15 protein-coding genes are annotated in these 14,872 nt (G+C 75.9%); 8 read left to right on the forward strand and 7 right to left on the reverse strand.

Features of this window, described 5'->3' with window-relative positions:
- A partial coding sequence (locus NH602_RS07460) for a DUF4333 domain-containing protein (RefSeq protein ID WP_253067400.1) occupies window positions 1-595 on the forward strand: 595 nt, incomplete at its 5' end.
- Window positions 596-663: 68 nt separating this feature from the next.
- The gene (locus tag NH602_RS07465) at window positions 664-1,929 is read left to right on the forward strand and encodes a GNAT family N-acetyltransferase (protein WP_253067401.1); all 1,266 of its coding nucleotides are present in this window, start codon (window positions 664-666) and stop codon (window positions 1,927-1,929) included.
- A 25-nt stretch (window positions 1,930-1,954) separates the two neighbouring features.
- Here NH602_RS07465 and NH602_RS07470 read toward each other — a convergent pair whose 3' ends face one another.
- Window positions 1,955-2,734 carry a cyclopropane-fatty-acyl-phospholipid synthase family protein gene (locus NH602_RS07470; protein WP_253067402.1) on the reverse strand — a complete coding sequence of 260 codons (780 nt, stop codon included), beginning with the start codon at window positions 2,732-2,734 and terminating at the stop codon, window positions 1,955-1,957.
- Between the two features lie 66 nt (window positions 2,735-2,800).
- Here NH602_RS07470 and NH602_RS07475 point away from each other — a divergent pair, with 66 nt between their 5' ends.
- A complete protein-coding gene (locus NH602_RS07475; protein WP_301548889.1) occupies window positions 2,801-3,403 on the forward strand; it encodes a helix-turn-helix domain-containing protein in 603 nt (200 codons plus the stop codon).
- 3 nt (window positions 3,404-3,406) lie between these two features.
- On the opposite strand, the gene NH602_RS07480 is transcribed toward NH602_RS07475, so the two are convergent.
- Window positions 3,407-4,744: a M20 family metallopeptidase gene (locus NH602_RS07480; RefSeq protein WP_253067403.1), complete on the reverse strand. Its 1,338-nt coding sequence runs from the start codon at window positions 4,742-4,744 to the stop codon at window positions 3,407-3,409.
- On the reverse strand, window positions 4,741-5,706 hold the full coding sequence (locus tag NH602_RS07485) for a 5'-3' exonuclease (RefSeq protein WP_073574851.1): 966 nt from the start codon (window positions 5,704-5,706) through the stop codon (window positions 4,741-4,743). Before NH602_RS07485 ends, NH602_RS07480 begins: the two co-directional genes overlap by 4 nt.
- Before the next feature lie 71 nt (window positions 5,707-5,777).
- On the opposite strand from NH602_RS07485, the gene NH602_RS07490 reads away from it, so the two are divergent.
- The 5 genes from NH602_RS07490 to NH602_RS07510 all read left to right on the forward strand — a co-directional run bounded on the left by NH602_RS07490 (window position 5,778) and on the right by NH602_RS07510 (window position 10,248).
- Window positions 5,778-6,629 (forward strand): GAF and ANTAR domain-containing protein, encoded by an 852-nt coding sequence (locus NH602_RS07490; RefSeq protein ID WP_374210141.1) that lies wholly within the window; start codon window positions 5,778-5,780, stop codon window positions 6,627-6,629.
- A gap of 129 nt (window positions 6,630-6,758) precedes the next feature.
- Window positions 6,759-7,886 carry a Xaa-Pro peptidase family protein gene (locus NH602_RS07495; RefSeq protein ID WP_253067404.1) on the forward strand — a complete coding sequence of 376 codons (1,128 nt, stop codon included), beginning with the start codon at window positions 6,759-6,761 and terminating at the stop codon, window positions 7,884-7,886.
- Window positions 7,887-8,001: 115 nt separating this feature from the next.
- Entirely contained in the window at window positions 8,002-8,196 is a 195-nt protein-coding gene (locus tag NH602_RS07500) for a PspC domain-containing protein (protein ID WP_073575328.1), read from the forward strand.
- A 267-nt stretch (window positions 8,197-8,463) separates the two neighbouring features.
- A complete protein-coding gene (locus tag NH602_RS07505; RefSeq protein WP_073574853.1) occupies window positions 8,464-9,270 on the forward strand; it encodes a PIG-L deacetylase family protein in 807 nt (268 codons plus the stop codon).
- Between the two features lie 201 nt (window positions 9,271-9,471).
- Window positions 9,472-10,248, forward strand: coding sequence for a polyprenol monophosphomannose synthase (locus tag NH602_RS07510; RefSeq protein ID WP_073574854.1), 777 nt, complete (start codon window positions 9,472-9,474; stop codon window positions 10,246-10,248).
- Window positions 10,249-10,272: 24 nt separating this feature from the next.
- Here the strand turns inward: NH602_RS07510 and NH602_RS07515 are convergent, their stop codons facing one another.
- The 4 genes from NH602_RS07515 to NH602_RS07530 form a co-directional block, all read right to left on the reverse strand.
- Entirely contained in the window at window positions 10,273-12,024 is a 1,752-nt protein-coding gene (locus tag NH602_RS07515) for a DUF885 domain-containing protein (RefSeq protein WP_253067405.1), read from the reverse strand.
- Window positions 12,025-12,129: 105 nt separating this feature from the next.
- Window positions 12,130-12,471, reverse strand: coding sequence for an RNA polymerase-binding protein RbpA (locus tag NH602_RS07520; protein ID WP_020627709.1), 342 nt, complete (start codon window positions 12,469-12,471; stop codon window positions 12,130-12,132).
- Between the two features lie 241 nt (window positions 12,472-12,712).
- Window positions 12,713-14,038 (reverse strand): MFS transporter, encoded by a 1,326-nt coding sequence (locus NH602_RS07525; protein WP_253067406.1) that lies wholly within the window; start codon window positions 14,036-14,038, stop codon window positions 12,713-12,715.
- 63 nt (window positions 14,039-14,101) lie between these two features.
- Window positions 14,102-14,869 carry a glycerophosphodiester phosphodiesterase family protein gene (locus NH602_RS07530; protein WP_253067407.1) on the reverse strand — a complete coding sequence of 256 codons (768 nt, stop codon included), beginning with the start codon at window positions 14,867-14,869 and terminating at the stop codon, window positions 14,102-14,104.
- Window positions 14,870-14,872 lie beyond the last annotated feature (3 nt).

The following is a 14,872-nucleotide window of genomic DNA, read 5'->3' on the forward strand; positions in this document are numbered from 1 at the left end:
CGGGGACCCGGCCCGCGGCGAGTCGCTGTGGGGCGACGAGGCGGGCTCCGACACCGGCACCGACGGCGGATGGGCCGTCCCGACCGGGCGCCGCGCCCGTCGCCGGGCCGCCGAGACCGGAGCCCCCACCGACGCCGTCCCCACGTCGTCACCCGGGTCGCCCTGGGCCGATGCGCAGACCACCGCGGCCGTCCCGGCCGACGGCGGGTCCGGGCCGGGCGGGTGGCAGAACCCCGGGCCCGGTGAGGACGAGCCCTGGGTCTCCCGGGACGCGGTCCGCTCCCCGTCGCGGACGCGGCTGTACATCCTGGCCGGGGTCGGCGCCGTGGTGGTGGCCGCACTCGTGGTCGGTGCCCTGTTCTGGGCGGGCGTGCTCGGCAGCGACCGGCTCGACCGCACCGCGCTGCAGGCCGGGGTCAACCAGGTCCTCACCCAGGACTACGGCCTGCAGGTCGGTGCGATCGCCTGCCCGGAGGACGTCGAGGTGTCGGCCGGCACGCAGTTCACCTGCCAGGCCGTCGTCGACGGCGAGCAGGTCGAGGTCCCCGTGGTCGTGACCAGCGACCAGGGCGACTACCAGGTCGGGCGGGTCTGACCGGGCTGCGGTGGCGGGCCGGGTAATCGGCTGGCGCACGGGGCGCGCGGACGCGAGGCTCGTCGGATGTGAGCCCCGATGACCCGTTCGCCCCGTACCCCGCCCCGCCGACCGTCGCCCCTCACACGGTCCGGACCCTGACCGACCCCGCCGACCGGCGCCGCGCGTTCGACCTGTTCCTGGGCACCCTGCACCACGGCCCGGTCACCGACGACGCGTGGGAGGCCCACGGGCAGGCCCCCGACGAGCACTGGCTCGGCGTCGCGGACTCCTCCGGTGCGCTCGTCGGGTCGGCGTACTCCTTCCCGACCCGGCTGACCCTGCCCGGCGGGGCCCGGGTCCCCGCCGCCGCGGTGAGCGGCGTCGGGGTGCGACCCGACCGGACCCGTGCCGGGCGCCTGACCGCGCTCATGCGCGCCCAGCTGACCGCGGCCCGCGACCGCGGCGACGTCGCCGCGGTGCTCCGCGCCTCGGAGGCCGGCATCTACGGTCGCTACGGCTACGGCGTCGCCTCCCGCGCCGACCAGGTCCGCGTCACGGCGGGGGCCGCGTGGCGCCCGGAGGCCCCGGCCGGGGGCACGGTGCGGATGCTCGACCCCGACGAGGCGACCGCGCTGCTGCCCGGCCTGCAGGAACGCCTCGCCGCGGACCGCCCGGGCGGGATGACACGCTCCGCGCGCTGGTGGCGGCGGGCGCTGCGCCCCGCGGGCCCGCCCGCCGGCGAGTACAAGGGCGTGGCGGTGCACACCGGCACCGACGGCGTCGACGACGGGTTCGTGGTGTGGGGTGTCGCGGAGGGCGACCTGGCCACCGGCGGCACGGACGAGGTCCGGCTGCAGCAGCTCTGGGCCGCCGGGCCCTCCGCGACCGCCGGGCTGTGGCGGTTCCTGACCGGCCTCGACCTGGCCGGCGCGGTGACGAGCTGGGCACGTCCCCTCGACGAGGACCTCGATCTGGTGCTGGCCGACTCCCGGGCCCACCGGGTCACCGGCCGCGGCGACGACCTGTGGCTGCGCCTGCTCGACCCGGACGCCGCGCTGCGGGCCCGCGCCTGGGGCCCCGGCGGACCGGTCGTGCTGCGGGTGCACGACGCGTTCCTCGGCGACACCGGCACCTGGCGTCTCGCCGACGGCGCCGCCGAGCCCGCCGCCGGCACCGATCCCGACCTGGAGTGCACCGTCGACGCACTGGCGGCGGCGTTCCTCGGCGACCGGTCGCCGTCGTCGCTGGTGGCGGCGGGCCGCTGGCGCGAGCACACTCCCGGCGCCCGGGTCCGGGCGGACGCGCTGTTCGCGGTGCCCGGACCGGCGCCGTGGTGCGGCACGTTCTTCTGAGCGTCCCCGCCCGCGACGCGGACGCTCAGGCCCGGCGGCGGGCCCGGACGACCGCGTCGTGGCCGGTCACCGTGCTGCCGTCGGGCAGCGTCACCGGCCGCGGCCGCGCGTCGGCGACCAGCACCTCCCACCGGTCCGGGTCGAGCGCACCGGCGAGCTCGTGCTCGTCGGGGAACAGCTCCGGCTCCGGCGGGCGCGGGATCCCGGCGGCCAGGTCGCGCGGGTGGTGCAGCACCAGCAGCAGCGTCCCACCGGGTGCGACGGCGTCGGCGAGCGCGGCGTACAGCGGGCGGCGCACGTCCGGGGGCAGGTGCAGGAACTGGGCGTTGACCAGGTCGTAGACGCCCGCGGCGGGCGGGTCGGAGCGCAGGTCGGCGGCGGTGAGGGTGACCGCGTCGGCCCACCCGGCCCGCTGCACGGCGGCCCGGGCCCGCTCCACCGCGACGGGGGAGACGTCGACGGCGTCCACCCGCCAGCCCCGCGCGGCGAGCCAGACCGCGTCGCCGCCCTCCCCGCAGCCGACGTCGAGCGCCCGCCCGGGCGGCAGGTCCGCGGCCTCGGCGACGAGGGCGGCGTTGGCGTCGCCGCTCCAGATCTGCGGTCGGGTGTCGTAGTGGGCGTCCCAGAACGCCGCGGACCAGCGGTCCTCCGTCACGGTGGCTCCTCCGGTGGGTCGGGTGGGCGGGGTGGGCGTCGCGGCAGCGGTGGTGGCGGTGGCGAGTCCGTGCACCCGGTCGTCCGCGACGAGCGCGGCGACCCGGCGCTCGGACGCGGCACCGAACGGGTCTGCGGGAGAGGAGGTCATGGCACCACCCTGCGCGCCGCAGCGCGGCACTGGCAAACATCGTTGCCGGGATGGCAAACTGTCGGAGTGGACGAGGCGATCGCGGACACCCTGGCCGGCGTCGGCCCCCGGCTGGCCGGGCTGCGCACCGCGCACGGCATGACCCTGGCCGACCTGTCGGAGGCCACCGGTATCTCGGTGAGCACGCTGTCGCGCCTCGAGTCCGGCGGGCGCCGTCCGACCCTGGAGCTGCTGCTCCCGATCGCGGCCGCCCACCAGGTGCCGCTCGACGAGCTCGTCGCCGCCCCACCGGTCGGCGACCCGCGGGTGCGGCTGCGGCCGCGCCGGGCCAACGGGATGACCGTCGTCCCGCTGACCGAGCGCCCCGGCGGGCTGCAGGCGTTCAAGATGCTCATCCCGTTCCGCGGCGACGAGCCCGACCCGCGGGTGCACGAGGGCTACGAGTGGCTCTACGTCCTCGACGGCAGGCTGCGCCTGGTCCTCGGCGGGCACGACGTCGTGCTCGGCGCCGGGGAGGCCGCCGAGTTCGACACCCACGTCCCGCACTGGTTCGGCTCCGCCGACCGCGACCGCGCCGTCGAGCTCCTCAGTCTGTTCGGCCCACAGGGCGAGAAGATCCACACCCGCGCCGCGCCGCGGGAGCGCCGCACCGCAGGCCACGGCGGCTGAGCCTCAGTCGAAGAACGCGGGCACGTCCACCGGGCCGCCCGCCTCGGCGAACTCCGCCGCGACCGCCCCGCAAAGCGCCTCGTCGTACAGCAGGTCGGCCACCACCGTCGCCAGCCCGGCGGCGCCGTCGAGCACCGCGCGGTCCCCGGCCGCGCCCGCCGCGGCCTCGGCGAACCCGGTGGTGTGCAGCGCGGTGCCCGGCTCCGCGATCGCGATCATCGGATGGATCGACGGCACCCGCAGCGAGACGTTGCCCAGGTCGGTCGACCCGGTCTCGGACTCCGGCACCACCCCGCGCGGGTACACCGTGCGCCCCCGCCCGGCCTGGTGCACCGCCCAGCGCGCGGCGAGGGTCCGGTTGTGGCGGATCGGCAGGTACGGCGGGCGCGGGTCCCACTCCAGGGTGTGGCCGCAGCCGGTCATCGCCGCCGCCGCGACGGCGATCGCCTCCACCCGCGTGGTCAGGTCCCGCAACGTCTCCGGGCGCTGCGAGCGCAGGTAGTAGCGCGCCGACGCCCGCTCCGGCACGACGTTGGGCGCCTGCCCGCCGTCGACGACGACGCCGTGCACCCGGTCGGCGTCGGGGATGTGCTGGCGCAGCATCGCGATCCCCTGGTAGCCCAGGACGACCGCGTCCAGGGCGTTGCGGCCCCGGTGCGGCTGGGCCGAGGCGTGCGCGGCGACCCCGTGGTAGGTGACCTCCAGCTGGCGGCGCCCCAGGAACGGGTGGTCGGCGATGTCGTGGGCGAACGGGTGCAGCATCACCGCGGCGTCGACGCCGTCGAACGCACCGTCGCGGGCCATCGTCTCCTTCCCGCCGCCGCCCTCCTCCGCCGGCGTGCCGAGCAGCACCACGGTGCCGCCCACCGGGTGCGCGGCGAGCACCCGCGCCAGCGCCAGGAACGCGCCCACCGCCGCCGAGCAGATCACGTTGTGCCCGCAGGCGTGCCCGATGCCGGGCAGCGCGTCGTACTCGGCGAGCACCGCGACCGTCGGGCCGTCCCCGGAGCCGAGCGTCGCCCGCAACGCCGTGTCCAGCCCGTGCACGCCGACGGCGGCGTCGACCCCGTGCCCGGCCAGCAGCGCGGCCACCGCGGCGACCGAGCGGTGCTCGGAGAACGCGGTCTCCGGGTGGGCGTGCAGGTCGTGCGACAGCGCCAGCAGCTCGTCCCGCAGCTCCTCGACCGCGGCCGCCACCGCCTCCCGCACCGCGGCGGGGGCGCCGTCGTGGGGGGAGGTGATCGGGTCGGCCGCCGCCGCGCGCACCGCGGTCTCCCGGGCCACGGCCTCGTCGTACGCCGACGACGGCGGGACCGGCAGCCCGTGGTCCGGGCAGGTCACGACGACGCCGCCGCGTCCAGGGCCTTCCGCAGCCGGCCCACCGACGACTCCAGACCCCACCGCCGTGCCAGCTCGTCGAGCCGGTCCGGGTCGGCGAACGACGCCGGGAGCACGTCGTCGCGGCTCAGGTCGACCTCGGCGTCGGTCCGCACCCGCACCACCGGCTCGACGACGTCGAGGTAGTCCCGCGCCGCCGCCAGCTTCGCCCGCGGCCCCGCCCCGATCCGGGCGTCGCCGTCGCCGACCGCGGCCAGCAGCTCCGCCCACGAGCCGAACCGGCCGACCAGCGTCGCCGCCGTCTTCGCACCGACCCCGGGCACGCCGGGCAGCCCGTCGGAGGGGTCCCCGCGCAGCATCGCCATCTCCGCGTACGCCGCGCCCGCCCGCTCCCGGGGCACCCCGAACTTCTCCGCGACGTCGTCCGGGCCCAGGTTCTCGGCCTTGTTCAGCCCGCGGCCGATGTAGAGCAGCCGCACCGGCGGGGCGTCGCGCACGATCTGCATGAGGTCCCGGTCCCCGGACACCCCCAGCACCGGGTCGGAGGCCTCCCGGTGGGCCAGGGTCCCGATCACGTCGTCGGCCTCGCAGCCCACGGCCCCGCCGGTCGCGATCCCCGCCGCGGCCAGCACCTCCATGATCAGCGGTACCTGCGGGGCGAGGGTGTCCGGCACCTCCTCGGGCACGCCGGCCGGCACCTCGTCGCCGGCCCGGCCCGCCTCCACCCGGTGCGCCTTGTACGACGGCAGCGCGTCCACCCGGAACGCCGGCCGCCAGTCCAGGTCGAGGCAGGCCACCAGCCGCACCGGGCGGTGCTCGGTGACCAGCCGCGCGATCATGTCGGTGAACCCGCGCACCGCGTTCACCGGCGTCCCGTCCGGCGCGGTGACGCTCTCCGGCACGCCGAAGTAGGCACGGAAGTACATGCTCGCGGAGTCCAGCAGCATCAGCGGGCGCTCACTCATGCCGCGAGTCTGGCACCGCCGCCGTACCCGGGTGGGCGCCGCACCCGCGCGGACCGTGCAGAATGCCCGGTGTGGAGAACAGCGGAACCACCACGAACAGCGGACCTGCTGCGGTCACCGGGCGCGACGACTGGACCGCCGAGCGGGACCTGTTCGTCGTCACCGAGCAGCGCGGTGGCCCCGCCGAGGACGCCCTGGCCGACACCGGCCCGCTCGCCCGCGAGTTCGCCGCCCTCACCGGCGCCCTGCTCGCCTCCGGCTCGGTCGCCGACGTCCTCGCCCGGGTCGTCGCCGCGGTCCGCCGGGTCGTGCCCGGCGCGGACATGGTCAGCGTCACCCTCCGCGACGACGACGGCCGCTTCCACACCCCCGTCGAGACCGACCCCGCCGCCTCGTCGATCGACGAGGCCCAGTACACCAGCGGCCGCGGCCCCTGTGTCGAGGCCGCCCGCGCCGACGGCCCCGCGCTGGCCTCCTCCGACGACCTCGCCGCCGAGAGCCGCTGGAGCGACTTCGCCCACGCCGCCGTCGGGCACGGGTTCCACTCGGTGCTGGCGGTCTCGCTGATCCCCGACGCCGAGCCGCCGCGGCTGCCCGGCGCGCTCAACGTCTACGCCACCGACCGCCGGGCGTTCACCTCCGCCGACCGCGACCGCCTGATGCTGCTCGCCACGCACGCGTCGCTGGCCCTGGCCACCTGCGTCGCCGTGTCCGACGCCGGGCTCCAGGAGACCCAGCTGCGCCAGGCGATCGCCTCGCGCGACGTGATCGGCCAGGCCAAGGGCATCCTGATGGCGCGCCGCGGGCTCACCGCCGAGGAGGCCTTCGACGTGCTCCGCCGCACCTCCCAGGACCTCAACGTCAAGCTCGTCGAGCTCGCCGGGACCGTCACCGCGCACCCCACCGCACTCGACACCGACTGACCCGCGCTCCGGCTCCGCAGGCGTCCGGTCACGCAGCGCGTCCGGACGCCCACCGGCCCCCGCCCGGCCCACGCCGCGGTGCTCCGGGTGGCGGTCGTGTACCCCCCGTGCCCGCCTACGCTCACGGTCATGACCGATGCCGTCCCCACCGAGCTGCTCGCCGACCGGCTGCGCCGTGCCGGTGAGCACGCCGCCGAGCAGGGCACCGACGTGCTGTTCCTGACCCCGGGAACCGACCTGCGCTACCTGACCGGGTTCGACGGGTCCTCGCACGAGCGCCTGACCTGCCTGATCGTCCCGGCCGCCGGGCACCGGGCGCCGCCCGCGCTCGTCGTCCCGTCGCTGGAGGCGCCCGGGTTCGCCGGTGTGCCGCTGGAGGCGCTCGGCATCGACCTGGTCACCTGGACCGACGGCGAGGACCCGTACCTGCTGGTCAGCGACCTCGCCGGCGGCCCCACCCGGATGTCGGTCGACGACGACATGCCCGCCCGCCACGTCCTCGGCCTGCGCCATGCCTTCCCCGACGTCCCGCAGTACCTCGGCGGCACCGTGCTGCGCGAGCTCCGCATGCGCAAGGACCCGGCCGAGATCGACCGCCTGCGCGAGGCCGGCGCCGCCATCGACCGGGTGCACCGGCGGATGGGCGAGTTCCTGCGCCCCGGCCGCACCGAGGCCGAGGTCGGCGCCGACATCACCGCCGCGATCATCGCCGAGGGCCACGCCGAGGCCGCGTTCGTCATCGTCGGCTCCGGCCCCAACGGCGCCAGCCCGCACCACGACGTCTCCGACCGCGTGATCGAGGCCGGCGACGTCGTCGTCATCGACATCGGCGGACCGCTGCCCGGCGGCTACAACTCCGACTGCACCCGCACCTACGCCGTCGGCGGCGAGCCCGGAGCGGACGTCAAGGAGACCTACGCGGTGCTGCAGGAGGCCCAGGAGCGCGCCGTCGCCGCGGTCCGGCCCGGTGCCACCGCCGCCGACATCGACGCCGCCGCCCGCGAGCACATCGCCGCCGCCGGGCACGGTGAGCACTTCATCCACCGCACCGGGCACGGCATCGGCCTCGACGTGCACGAGGAGCCCTACATCGTCGGCGGCAACGACCTCGTCCTCACCGAGGGCATGACCTTCTCGATCGAGCCCGGGATCTACCAGGCCGGCAGGTGGGGTGCCCGGATCGAGGACATCGTCGTCGTCACCGCCGACGGCGTGGAGCGGCTCAACACCACCGCCCGCGACCTCGTCGTCCTGTAACGACCCCCGGGGCGCGTTCGGGGTCACCCTCCGGGTGTTCCCCGAGCGCGCCGGGCCCCGGTGGTGCCAGGGTGGGGGAGGTCCCACCCGCACCACGAAGGAGCACCCCGTGAACATGCCCGTGACCCAGCGTCTCGTCCGTCCCCGCAACGGGAAGGTGATCGCCGGGGTCTGCGCCGGGCTGGCCGACCGTTTCGGGATGGGTCGCAACACCGTGCGGTTCCTGTTCGTGCTGTCCTGCCTGCTGCCCGGCCCGCAGTTCGTCATCTACCTGGCGCTCTGGCTGATCATGCCGAAGAGCACCGTCTGACCGGTGTGAGCGCCGTCGCGGGGCCCCGGTGTGGACCCGTGACGGCGCCCCTGCCATCATCTCCCGCGTGATCGAGCCGACGACCGCCGCCGCCGCGCGCCCCGTGCGCGCCGCCGCGTGTCGCTGTCGTCGGGGTCCGTCCCCGCGCGGCTGACACCGCCGTCCCGGCTCACCGTCCGTGGACCGCTCGCGCCGCCCGGGTACCGACCCGCTCCGGACCCGTGTCCGTACCGGCCGCCCCGGCCCCGCACGCGAAGCGATCACCAGGTGCACACCCTCTCCGGCCAGACCGTCCTGGCCCTGCACGCCCACCCCGACGACGAGTCGATCTTCACCGGCCTGACCCTGCGCCGCCTCGCCGACGCGGGCGCCCGCGTCGTGCTCGTCATGGCCACCGGCGGCGACCTCGGCGGGTCCCGTCTCCCCCTGGAACCCGGCGAGACCGTCCCCGACCGCCGCCGCCGCGAGCTCACCGACGCCGCCGCCCTGCTCGGCGTGCACCGGCTGGTGCTGCTCGGGCACCGCGACTCCGGCCTGCCCGGCGGCCCCGGCCTGCGCCACCCGCGCGCCCTCGCCGGCGCCGACCCCGTCGCGCTCGGCCGCGCCGTCGCCGAGATCGTCGACGCCGAGGGCGCGGGCACCGTCCTGCACGACGACGACGCCGGCATCTACGGCCATCCCGACCACCGCGCCGCACACGCCGCGGGCGCCATCGCCTGCTCGCTCACCGGCGCCCACGGCTACCGGATGACCGTCGACCGGGAGCACCTCGCGCTGGCCGCGCGCGACCGGCACCTCGTCCACGGCGCCGCGCACGCCGCGGGTGTCGGCTACGGCCGGGTCACCGCCGAGATCGCCGTGGCCGTCGGGGGCGGCCCGGCCGAGCTCGCCGTGAAGCGGGCCGCGATGCTCGCCCACGCCAGCCAGATCGCCCCGGACGCGGTCGACGAGGCGGGCTTCGCCGCCGCCTACGGCTACGAGTGGTTCCTCCCCGGCGAGAACACCGGCGGCCGGGCCCGCGGCGGTGTCCTGGAGGCGCTGGGCAACGCCCATCTGCTCGCCGGGACCCGCTGACCGCAGCCCCCGTCCCGCGCCCGCTCCCGCCCCGGGCCCGGTCCCGCGTCCGATGCCGCCGCGTCGGGCGGTCGCGGCGCTCCACTACGCTGTCCGCACGACCGCGCTCCGCCGCAGCACGACGAGCGGTGACCGAGCAGGTGCGGTCGGTACGGGTAGGGTCGCCCGGTCGACACCGATCGGGCGGGGGAGAGGACGAGCATGGTCGAACCGCCGGGCCCGGTCCTGGTCGTGGTTCCCACCTACGACGAGCGGGAGAACCTCGGTCCCGCCGTCGCGCGGCTGCACGCCGCGCTGCCCGACGCCGACGTGCTCGTCGTCGACGACGCCAGCCCCGACGGCACCGGAGAGCTCGCCGACGCCCTCGCCGCCGCCGACGAACGCGTCCGCGTCCTGCACCGCTCCGGCAAGGACGGCCTCGGCGCCGCCTACCTCGACGGCTTCCGGCACGCGCTGACCGGCGAGCACCAGGTCGTCGTCGAGATGGACGCCGACGGCTCGCACGCCCCCGAGGACCTTCCCGCGCTGCTCGCCGCCCTGACCGACGCCGACGTCGTCCTCGGCTCCCGCTACGTGCCCGGCGGGCGCGTCGTGAACTGGCCATGGCACCGCGAGCTCCTCTCCCGCGGCGGCAATCTCTACTCCCGCCTCGCACTCGGCGTGCCGCTGCGCGACATCACCGGCGGCTACCGCGTCTACCGGCGCACCGTGCTCGAGCAGCTGCACCTGGACTCGGTCGCCTCCCAGGGCTACTGCTTCCAGGTGGACATGGCCTGGCGGGCCCTGCAGGCCGGGTTCCGGGTCAGCGAGGTCCCGATCACCTTCACCGAGCGCGAGCGCGGCGCCTCCAAGATGAGCGGCGGCATCGTCGCCGAGGCGCTGTGGCGGGTCACCTGCTGGGGCCTGTCGCACCGGCTCGGCCGCGACACCCCCCAGCGCCCCGCGGGGCCGGTCACCGAGGGCGCCGCACACGGCTGAGCCGCGCGGCGCCCCCGGGTGCGCTCAGGCGCGCGCCGGCAGGGCCGCCAGCTCCGGCACCAGGTCGTCGAGACCCAGCGTGCCCTGCGCGAGCGCGGCGGCGTGCCACGCGGCGAGGTCGAACTCCTCCCCGCGGGCGGCGTGCGCGGCCCGGGCCCGCTCCCGCCCGGTCAGCCAGGCCCGCTCGCCCAGCTTGTAGCCGATCGCCTGGGCCGGTCCGCCGAGGTAGCGCAGCAGCTCCGAGTCGGCCATCGCGTCCCCGCCGCCGACGTGCCGGCCGAAGAACTCCCGCCCCAGCTCCGGGGTCCACCGCTGACCGGCACCGACCGGGGAGTCGTCGGGGACCGGCAGCGACAGGTGCATCCCCAGATCGATCACCACACGCACCGCGCGCAGCATCTGGGCGTTGAGGTAGCCCAGCCGCGACCCCGGGTCGGAGTGGTGGCCCAGCTCGTCCATCAGCCGCTCCGCGTAGAGCGCCCAGCCCTCCACGTCCGCGCTCACCGCGCCCACCAGCGACGTCTGGAACGTCGACAGCTCCCGGCTGCGCACCGCCCACGACGCCAGCTGCAGGTGGTGGCCCGGGACGCCCTCGTGGTACCAGGTGCTGATCAGGTCCCACAGCGGGTAGCGGTCGTCCTCGCTCGCGGGCAGCCAGGTCCGGCCCGGCCGCGAGAAGTCCAGCGCCGGTGGTGTGTAGTACGGCGCCGCCGCGCTGCCCGCCGGCGCCAGCCGGGACTCGACCTCCCGAAGCCGGCCGGACAGGTCGAAGTGGACACCGTCGAGCTCGGCGATCGTGTCGTCCATGATCTTCTGCAGGTGCGCCCGGGCGGCCTCCCCGCCCACGACGACCCCGGTCGAGCCCCCGTCGGTCTCCAGGAACTCCATCGCCTCGCGCACGCTGCCGTCGGGCACGATCCGCGCGGCCTCGACGGCCATCTCCTCGCGGATCCGGCGGAACTCCGACCAGCCCCACTCGTAGACCTCGACGGTGTCGATGTCGGCGCCGTTCCAGAACCGGTTCGCGATCCGGTACCGGTCGGGGCCCACGCCGTCCGGGGTCCCCTCCGCGGCCGGCAGGTACTCCGCGGCCAGCCAGTCCCGCAGCTCGCCCAGCGCCGCCGTCGCCTCCCGCGCACCGCGGTCCAGGTCGGCGCGCACGGCGTCACCGACGGAGGCGTCCGCGGCGAACCCGGCGAACCAGCCACGGCCGCCCGCGTCGCCGTTCCAGGCGTCGATCTGCTCGGTCACCCGCACCACCTGGCGCGGCGCGGCGAACAGCCCGCGACGGCGGCCCTCGGCCAGCGACGCCCGGTACCCGGCGAGTGCCTCGGGGACCCGCGCCATCCGCGCGGCGACGGTGGCCCAGTCCTCGTCGCCGTCGACGGGCATGAGGGTGAACGCGGTCCGCAGGGTCGCCAGCGGTCCGAACAGCTCCTGCACCGCACGCAACGACTCCCCGGAGGTCAGGTGGTCGAGCTGGGCGCCGAGACGCTCACGCAGCAGCCGCGCGCAGCGACGCTCGTCGGGGTCGGCGGGCTGCCGGGCGCCCGTGGTGGTGTCCAGCCGCTCCAGGGTCTCCCGGCAGGCGGCGACGAGCGCGGCGGTGCCGTCGGGGGAGAGGTCGGGCAGCTCGTCCTGCCGCTCGGTCCAGCCGAGGTCGCCGGCGAGGACCGGGTCGAGCTCGGCGAGGCGCCGGACGTGGTCGTCGGCGAGGTCGCGGACCGCCCGGGCGGGGCGGGAGGGGCTGGCGGTGCCGGTCTGCTGATCGTTCATCACCGGTCATCATGCCCGCACGCGACGGAGCCCGGACCCCCTGAGGGATCCGGGCTCCGTGGTCACCGGGTGGTGGTCCGGTGTGTGCCTGCGGTGCGGCCGGGATCAGGCGATCTCGGCGCGCCGCTCGCGCAGCAGCTCCAGGCGCTCGTCGAGCAGCTCCTCGAGCTCGGCGATCGACCGGCGCTCGAGCAGCATGTCCCAGTGCGTACGCGGCGGCTTCTGCTTCTTCTGCTCCGGCTCGGTCCCGTCCACCCGACGACCGACGCCGCCCTGCGGGGACTCCCACGTCGCGGGAGCCTCGGCGTCGTTCGCGAACGGCACCTGGAACTCGTAGCCGGACTCGGACACATAACGGACCATCTGCCGCGGCGCCAGGTCGTGGTTGCGGTCCGTCTCGTAGCTGACAGCCCCGAGCCGGCTGCCACGCAGAACGCGGTCGGCCATGCGTCACCCTCCTGTAGCGCGATGTCGAGGGAGCACCTCGACGGTTACGTCTTCGCCACCGGGTGTAACGTACGTGGAGCTACGGTATTCCGGCGGCAGGGCAGAACAGACCCGCTCGAGTTACCTCGCGGTAACCCGCTCTGCGCCCGATGGGCCAGTGTTCCCTATCGCCGCCCGTTACACACTCCGATGTGACGTGTCAGCCATGTGTGACGGTGCCCACCGGGGTGTCGACGAGTGTTCACACAGCCGACCGGAGCGGTGCACGGTCGGGGGAGCGCACCGGCAGCAATGCGACCAGGCCCGCCGCCAGGACCAGCACGATCCCGATCGTCCCGGCCCGGTCCGAGCCGAACACGTAGGTGAACAGGCCGATGAGCGCCGGCGCCAGGAACGACACCGCGCGCCCGGTCGTCGCGTACAGACCGAACAGCTGGCCCTCCTGCTGCGCCGGGCACACCCGCAGCAGGTACGACCGCGACGACGCCTGCGCCGGCCCCACGAACAGCCCCAGCACCAGCCCGAAGATCCAGAACATGGTCGGCCCGGACACGAACAGCAGGATCACACCCACCGCCACACTCCCGGCGAGCGACCCCACCACGACGGCCTTGGGCCCCAGCCGGTCGTCCAGCCGGCCGCCCATCACACAGCCCAGCGCCGCGACCACGTTGATCGCCACACCGAAGATCAGCACCTGGCCCGGCTCCAGCCCGTACACCGTCACCGCCAGGACCCCGCCGAAGGCGAAGACCGCGTTGAGGCCGTCCCGGTAGAGCGCGCTCGCCCCGAGGAAGTACACCGTGTGCGGGCTGGCCCGGTAGAGCGCGCGCAGGTCGGCCACCAGCCTGCGGTAGGAACCGGCCACGCCCAGCTTCGGTGCGTCCGGCGCCACCGGTGGAGTCTCGGGCAGCAGGAGGAACATCGGCGCGGCGAACACCGCGAACCACACCGCCGCCACCAGCACCGCGATCCGCACGTCCAACCCGTCGGCGGTGGGGACACCGAGCAGGCCGCCGTCGCCGGACAGCAGGAACGCGTACACTCCGAGCAGCAGCACGATCCCGCCGATGTAGCCCAGCGCCCAGCCGAAGCCCGACACCCGCCCGACCGTCGTCGGCGTCGACACGTGCGCCATCAGCGCGTAGTACGACACGTACGCCAGCTCGACGAAGATCGACGCCATGCCCAGCAGCAGCAGACCGAGCCACAGGTAGGACCAGTCGTCGCGGACGAAGAACATCCCGGCCATGCAGAGCACGACCAGCGCCGTCCACACCCCCGTCGCCCGCAGCCGCCGCCCCGTGCGGTCCGCGCTCTGCCCGACCACCGGCGCCATCAGCGCGATCAGCACCCCGGCGGCCGCCGTCGACCACGCCAGCCAGCTGTTCGCACTCACCGAGCCCGGCAGGTCCGCCCCGACGGCGTCGGTCAGGTACACCGAGAACACGAAGGTCAGCGCGATGTGCTGGAACCCCGAGGAACCCCAGTCCCACAGCCCCCAGGCCCACAGCCGGGATCGGCGGGGCGGGGCCGGCTCTGCGGTCGGAGCGGTCGAGGCGGTCACGGCGCGAGCGTATCGACGCCCGCGGGACCCGGCCTCCGATCATCTACGCAGGCGCCCACCCGGTCAGCTCCCGACGACGTCGAGCAGCCGGTCCGGCCGGTCGGACAGCAGCCCGTCCACCCCGAGGGTCAGCAGCCGTCGCATCTGCTCGGCCTCGTCCACCGTCCACACGTGCACCTCGTGCCCGGCCCGGTGCGCCGCCTCGACGAACCGGCGGTCCGACGCCACCGGGATCGGCCCGAACATCGGAGGGACCTGCGCGAACACCCCCGCCGACGCCGGCAGCAGCCGGCTCGGGACGCCCCACGCACGGGCCCGCAGCGCCACCACCTCGGCCTGCCCCATCGACGTGCACAGCCTCGGCCCGGCCAGCGCCCGGGCGACGCCCAGCCGGCGGACGGAGAACGAGCCCAGGCACACCCGGTCCCAGGCGTCGGCGGCGTCGAGCACCGCCAACGTCGGAGCGACGACCTCGGCCGACTTCAGGTCGATCGTCACCCGCACCCCGGGGACCGCGTCGAGCACCTCGGCCAGCCGCGGCAGCGGCTCGGTGCGCTGTGCCCCGGTGACCCGCACGGTGTCGAGCTCCGCGGCGGGGCGCGCGTCGATCCGGCCGGTGGCGTCGGTGGTGCGGTCCAGCGTCGGGTCGTGGTGCACGAACGGCACCCCGTCGGCGCTGGCGTGCACGTCCATCTCGACGTAGCGCAGACCGTGGTCGGCGGCGGCGATGAACGCGGCGACGGTGTTCTCGCAACCGGCCAGCTCCCCGATGTGCCAGCCACGGTGGGCGTAGGCGCGGGGGTGCGGACCGTCGAGGTACGGGTGGTGCACGGC

The organism is Pseudonocardia sp. McavD-2-B (assembly GCF_024124365.1).
GTDB lineage: Bacteria > Actinomycetota > Actinomycetes > Mycobacteriales > Pseudonocardiaceae > Pseudonocardia > Pseudonocardia alni.

Excerpts from the sequence above, each read along its gene's own strand:
- NH602_RS07485 (WP_073574851.1), bottom strand. The coding sequence starts at position 5,706 with ATGAGTGAGCGCCCGCTGATGCTGCTGGACTCCGCGAGCATGTACTTC.
- NH602_RS07470 (WP_253067402.1), bottom strand. The coding sequence starts at position 2,734 with ATGACCTCCTCTCCCGCAGACCCGTTCGGTGCCGCGTCCGAGCGCCGG.
- NH602_RS07500 (WP_073575328.1), top strand. The coding sequence starts at position 8,002 with ATGCCCGTGACCCAGCGTCTCGTCCGTCCCCGCAACGGGAAGGTGATC.
- NH602_RS07495 (WP_253067404.1), top strand. The coding sequence starts at position 6,759 with ATGACCGATGCCGTCCCCACCGAGCTGCTCGCCGACCGGCTGCGCCGT.
- NH602_RS07520 (WP_020627709.1), bottom strand. The coding sequence starts at position 12,471 with ATGGCCGACCGCGTTCTGCGTGGCAGCCGGCTCGGGGCTGTCAGCTAC.
- NH602_RS07515 (WP_253067405.1), bottom strand. The coding sequence starts at position 12,024 with ATGAACGATCAGCAGACCGGCACCGCCAGCCCCTCCCGCCCCGCCCGG.
- NH602_RS07510 (WP_073574854.1), top strand. The coding sequence starts at position 9,472 with ATGGTCGAACCGCCGGGCCCGGTCCTGGTCGTGGTTCCCACCTACGAC.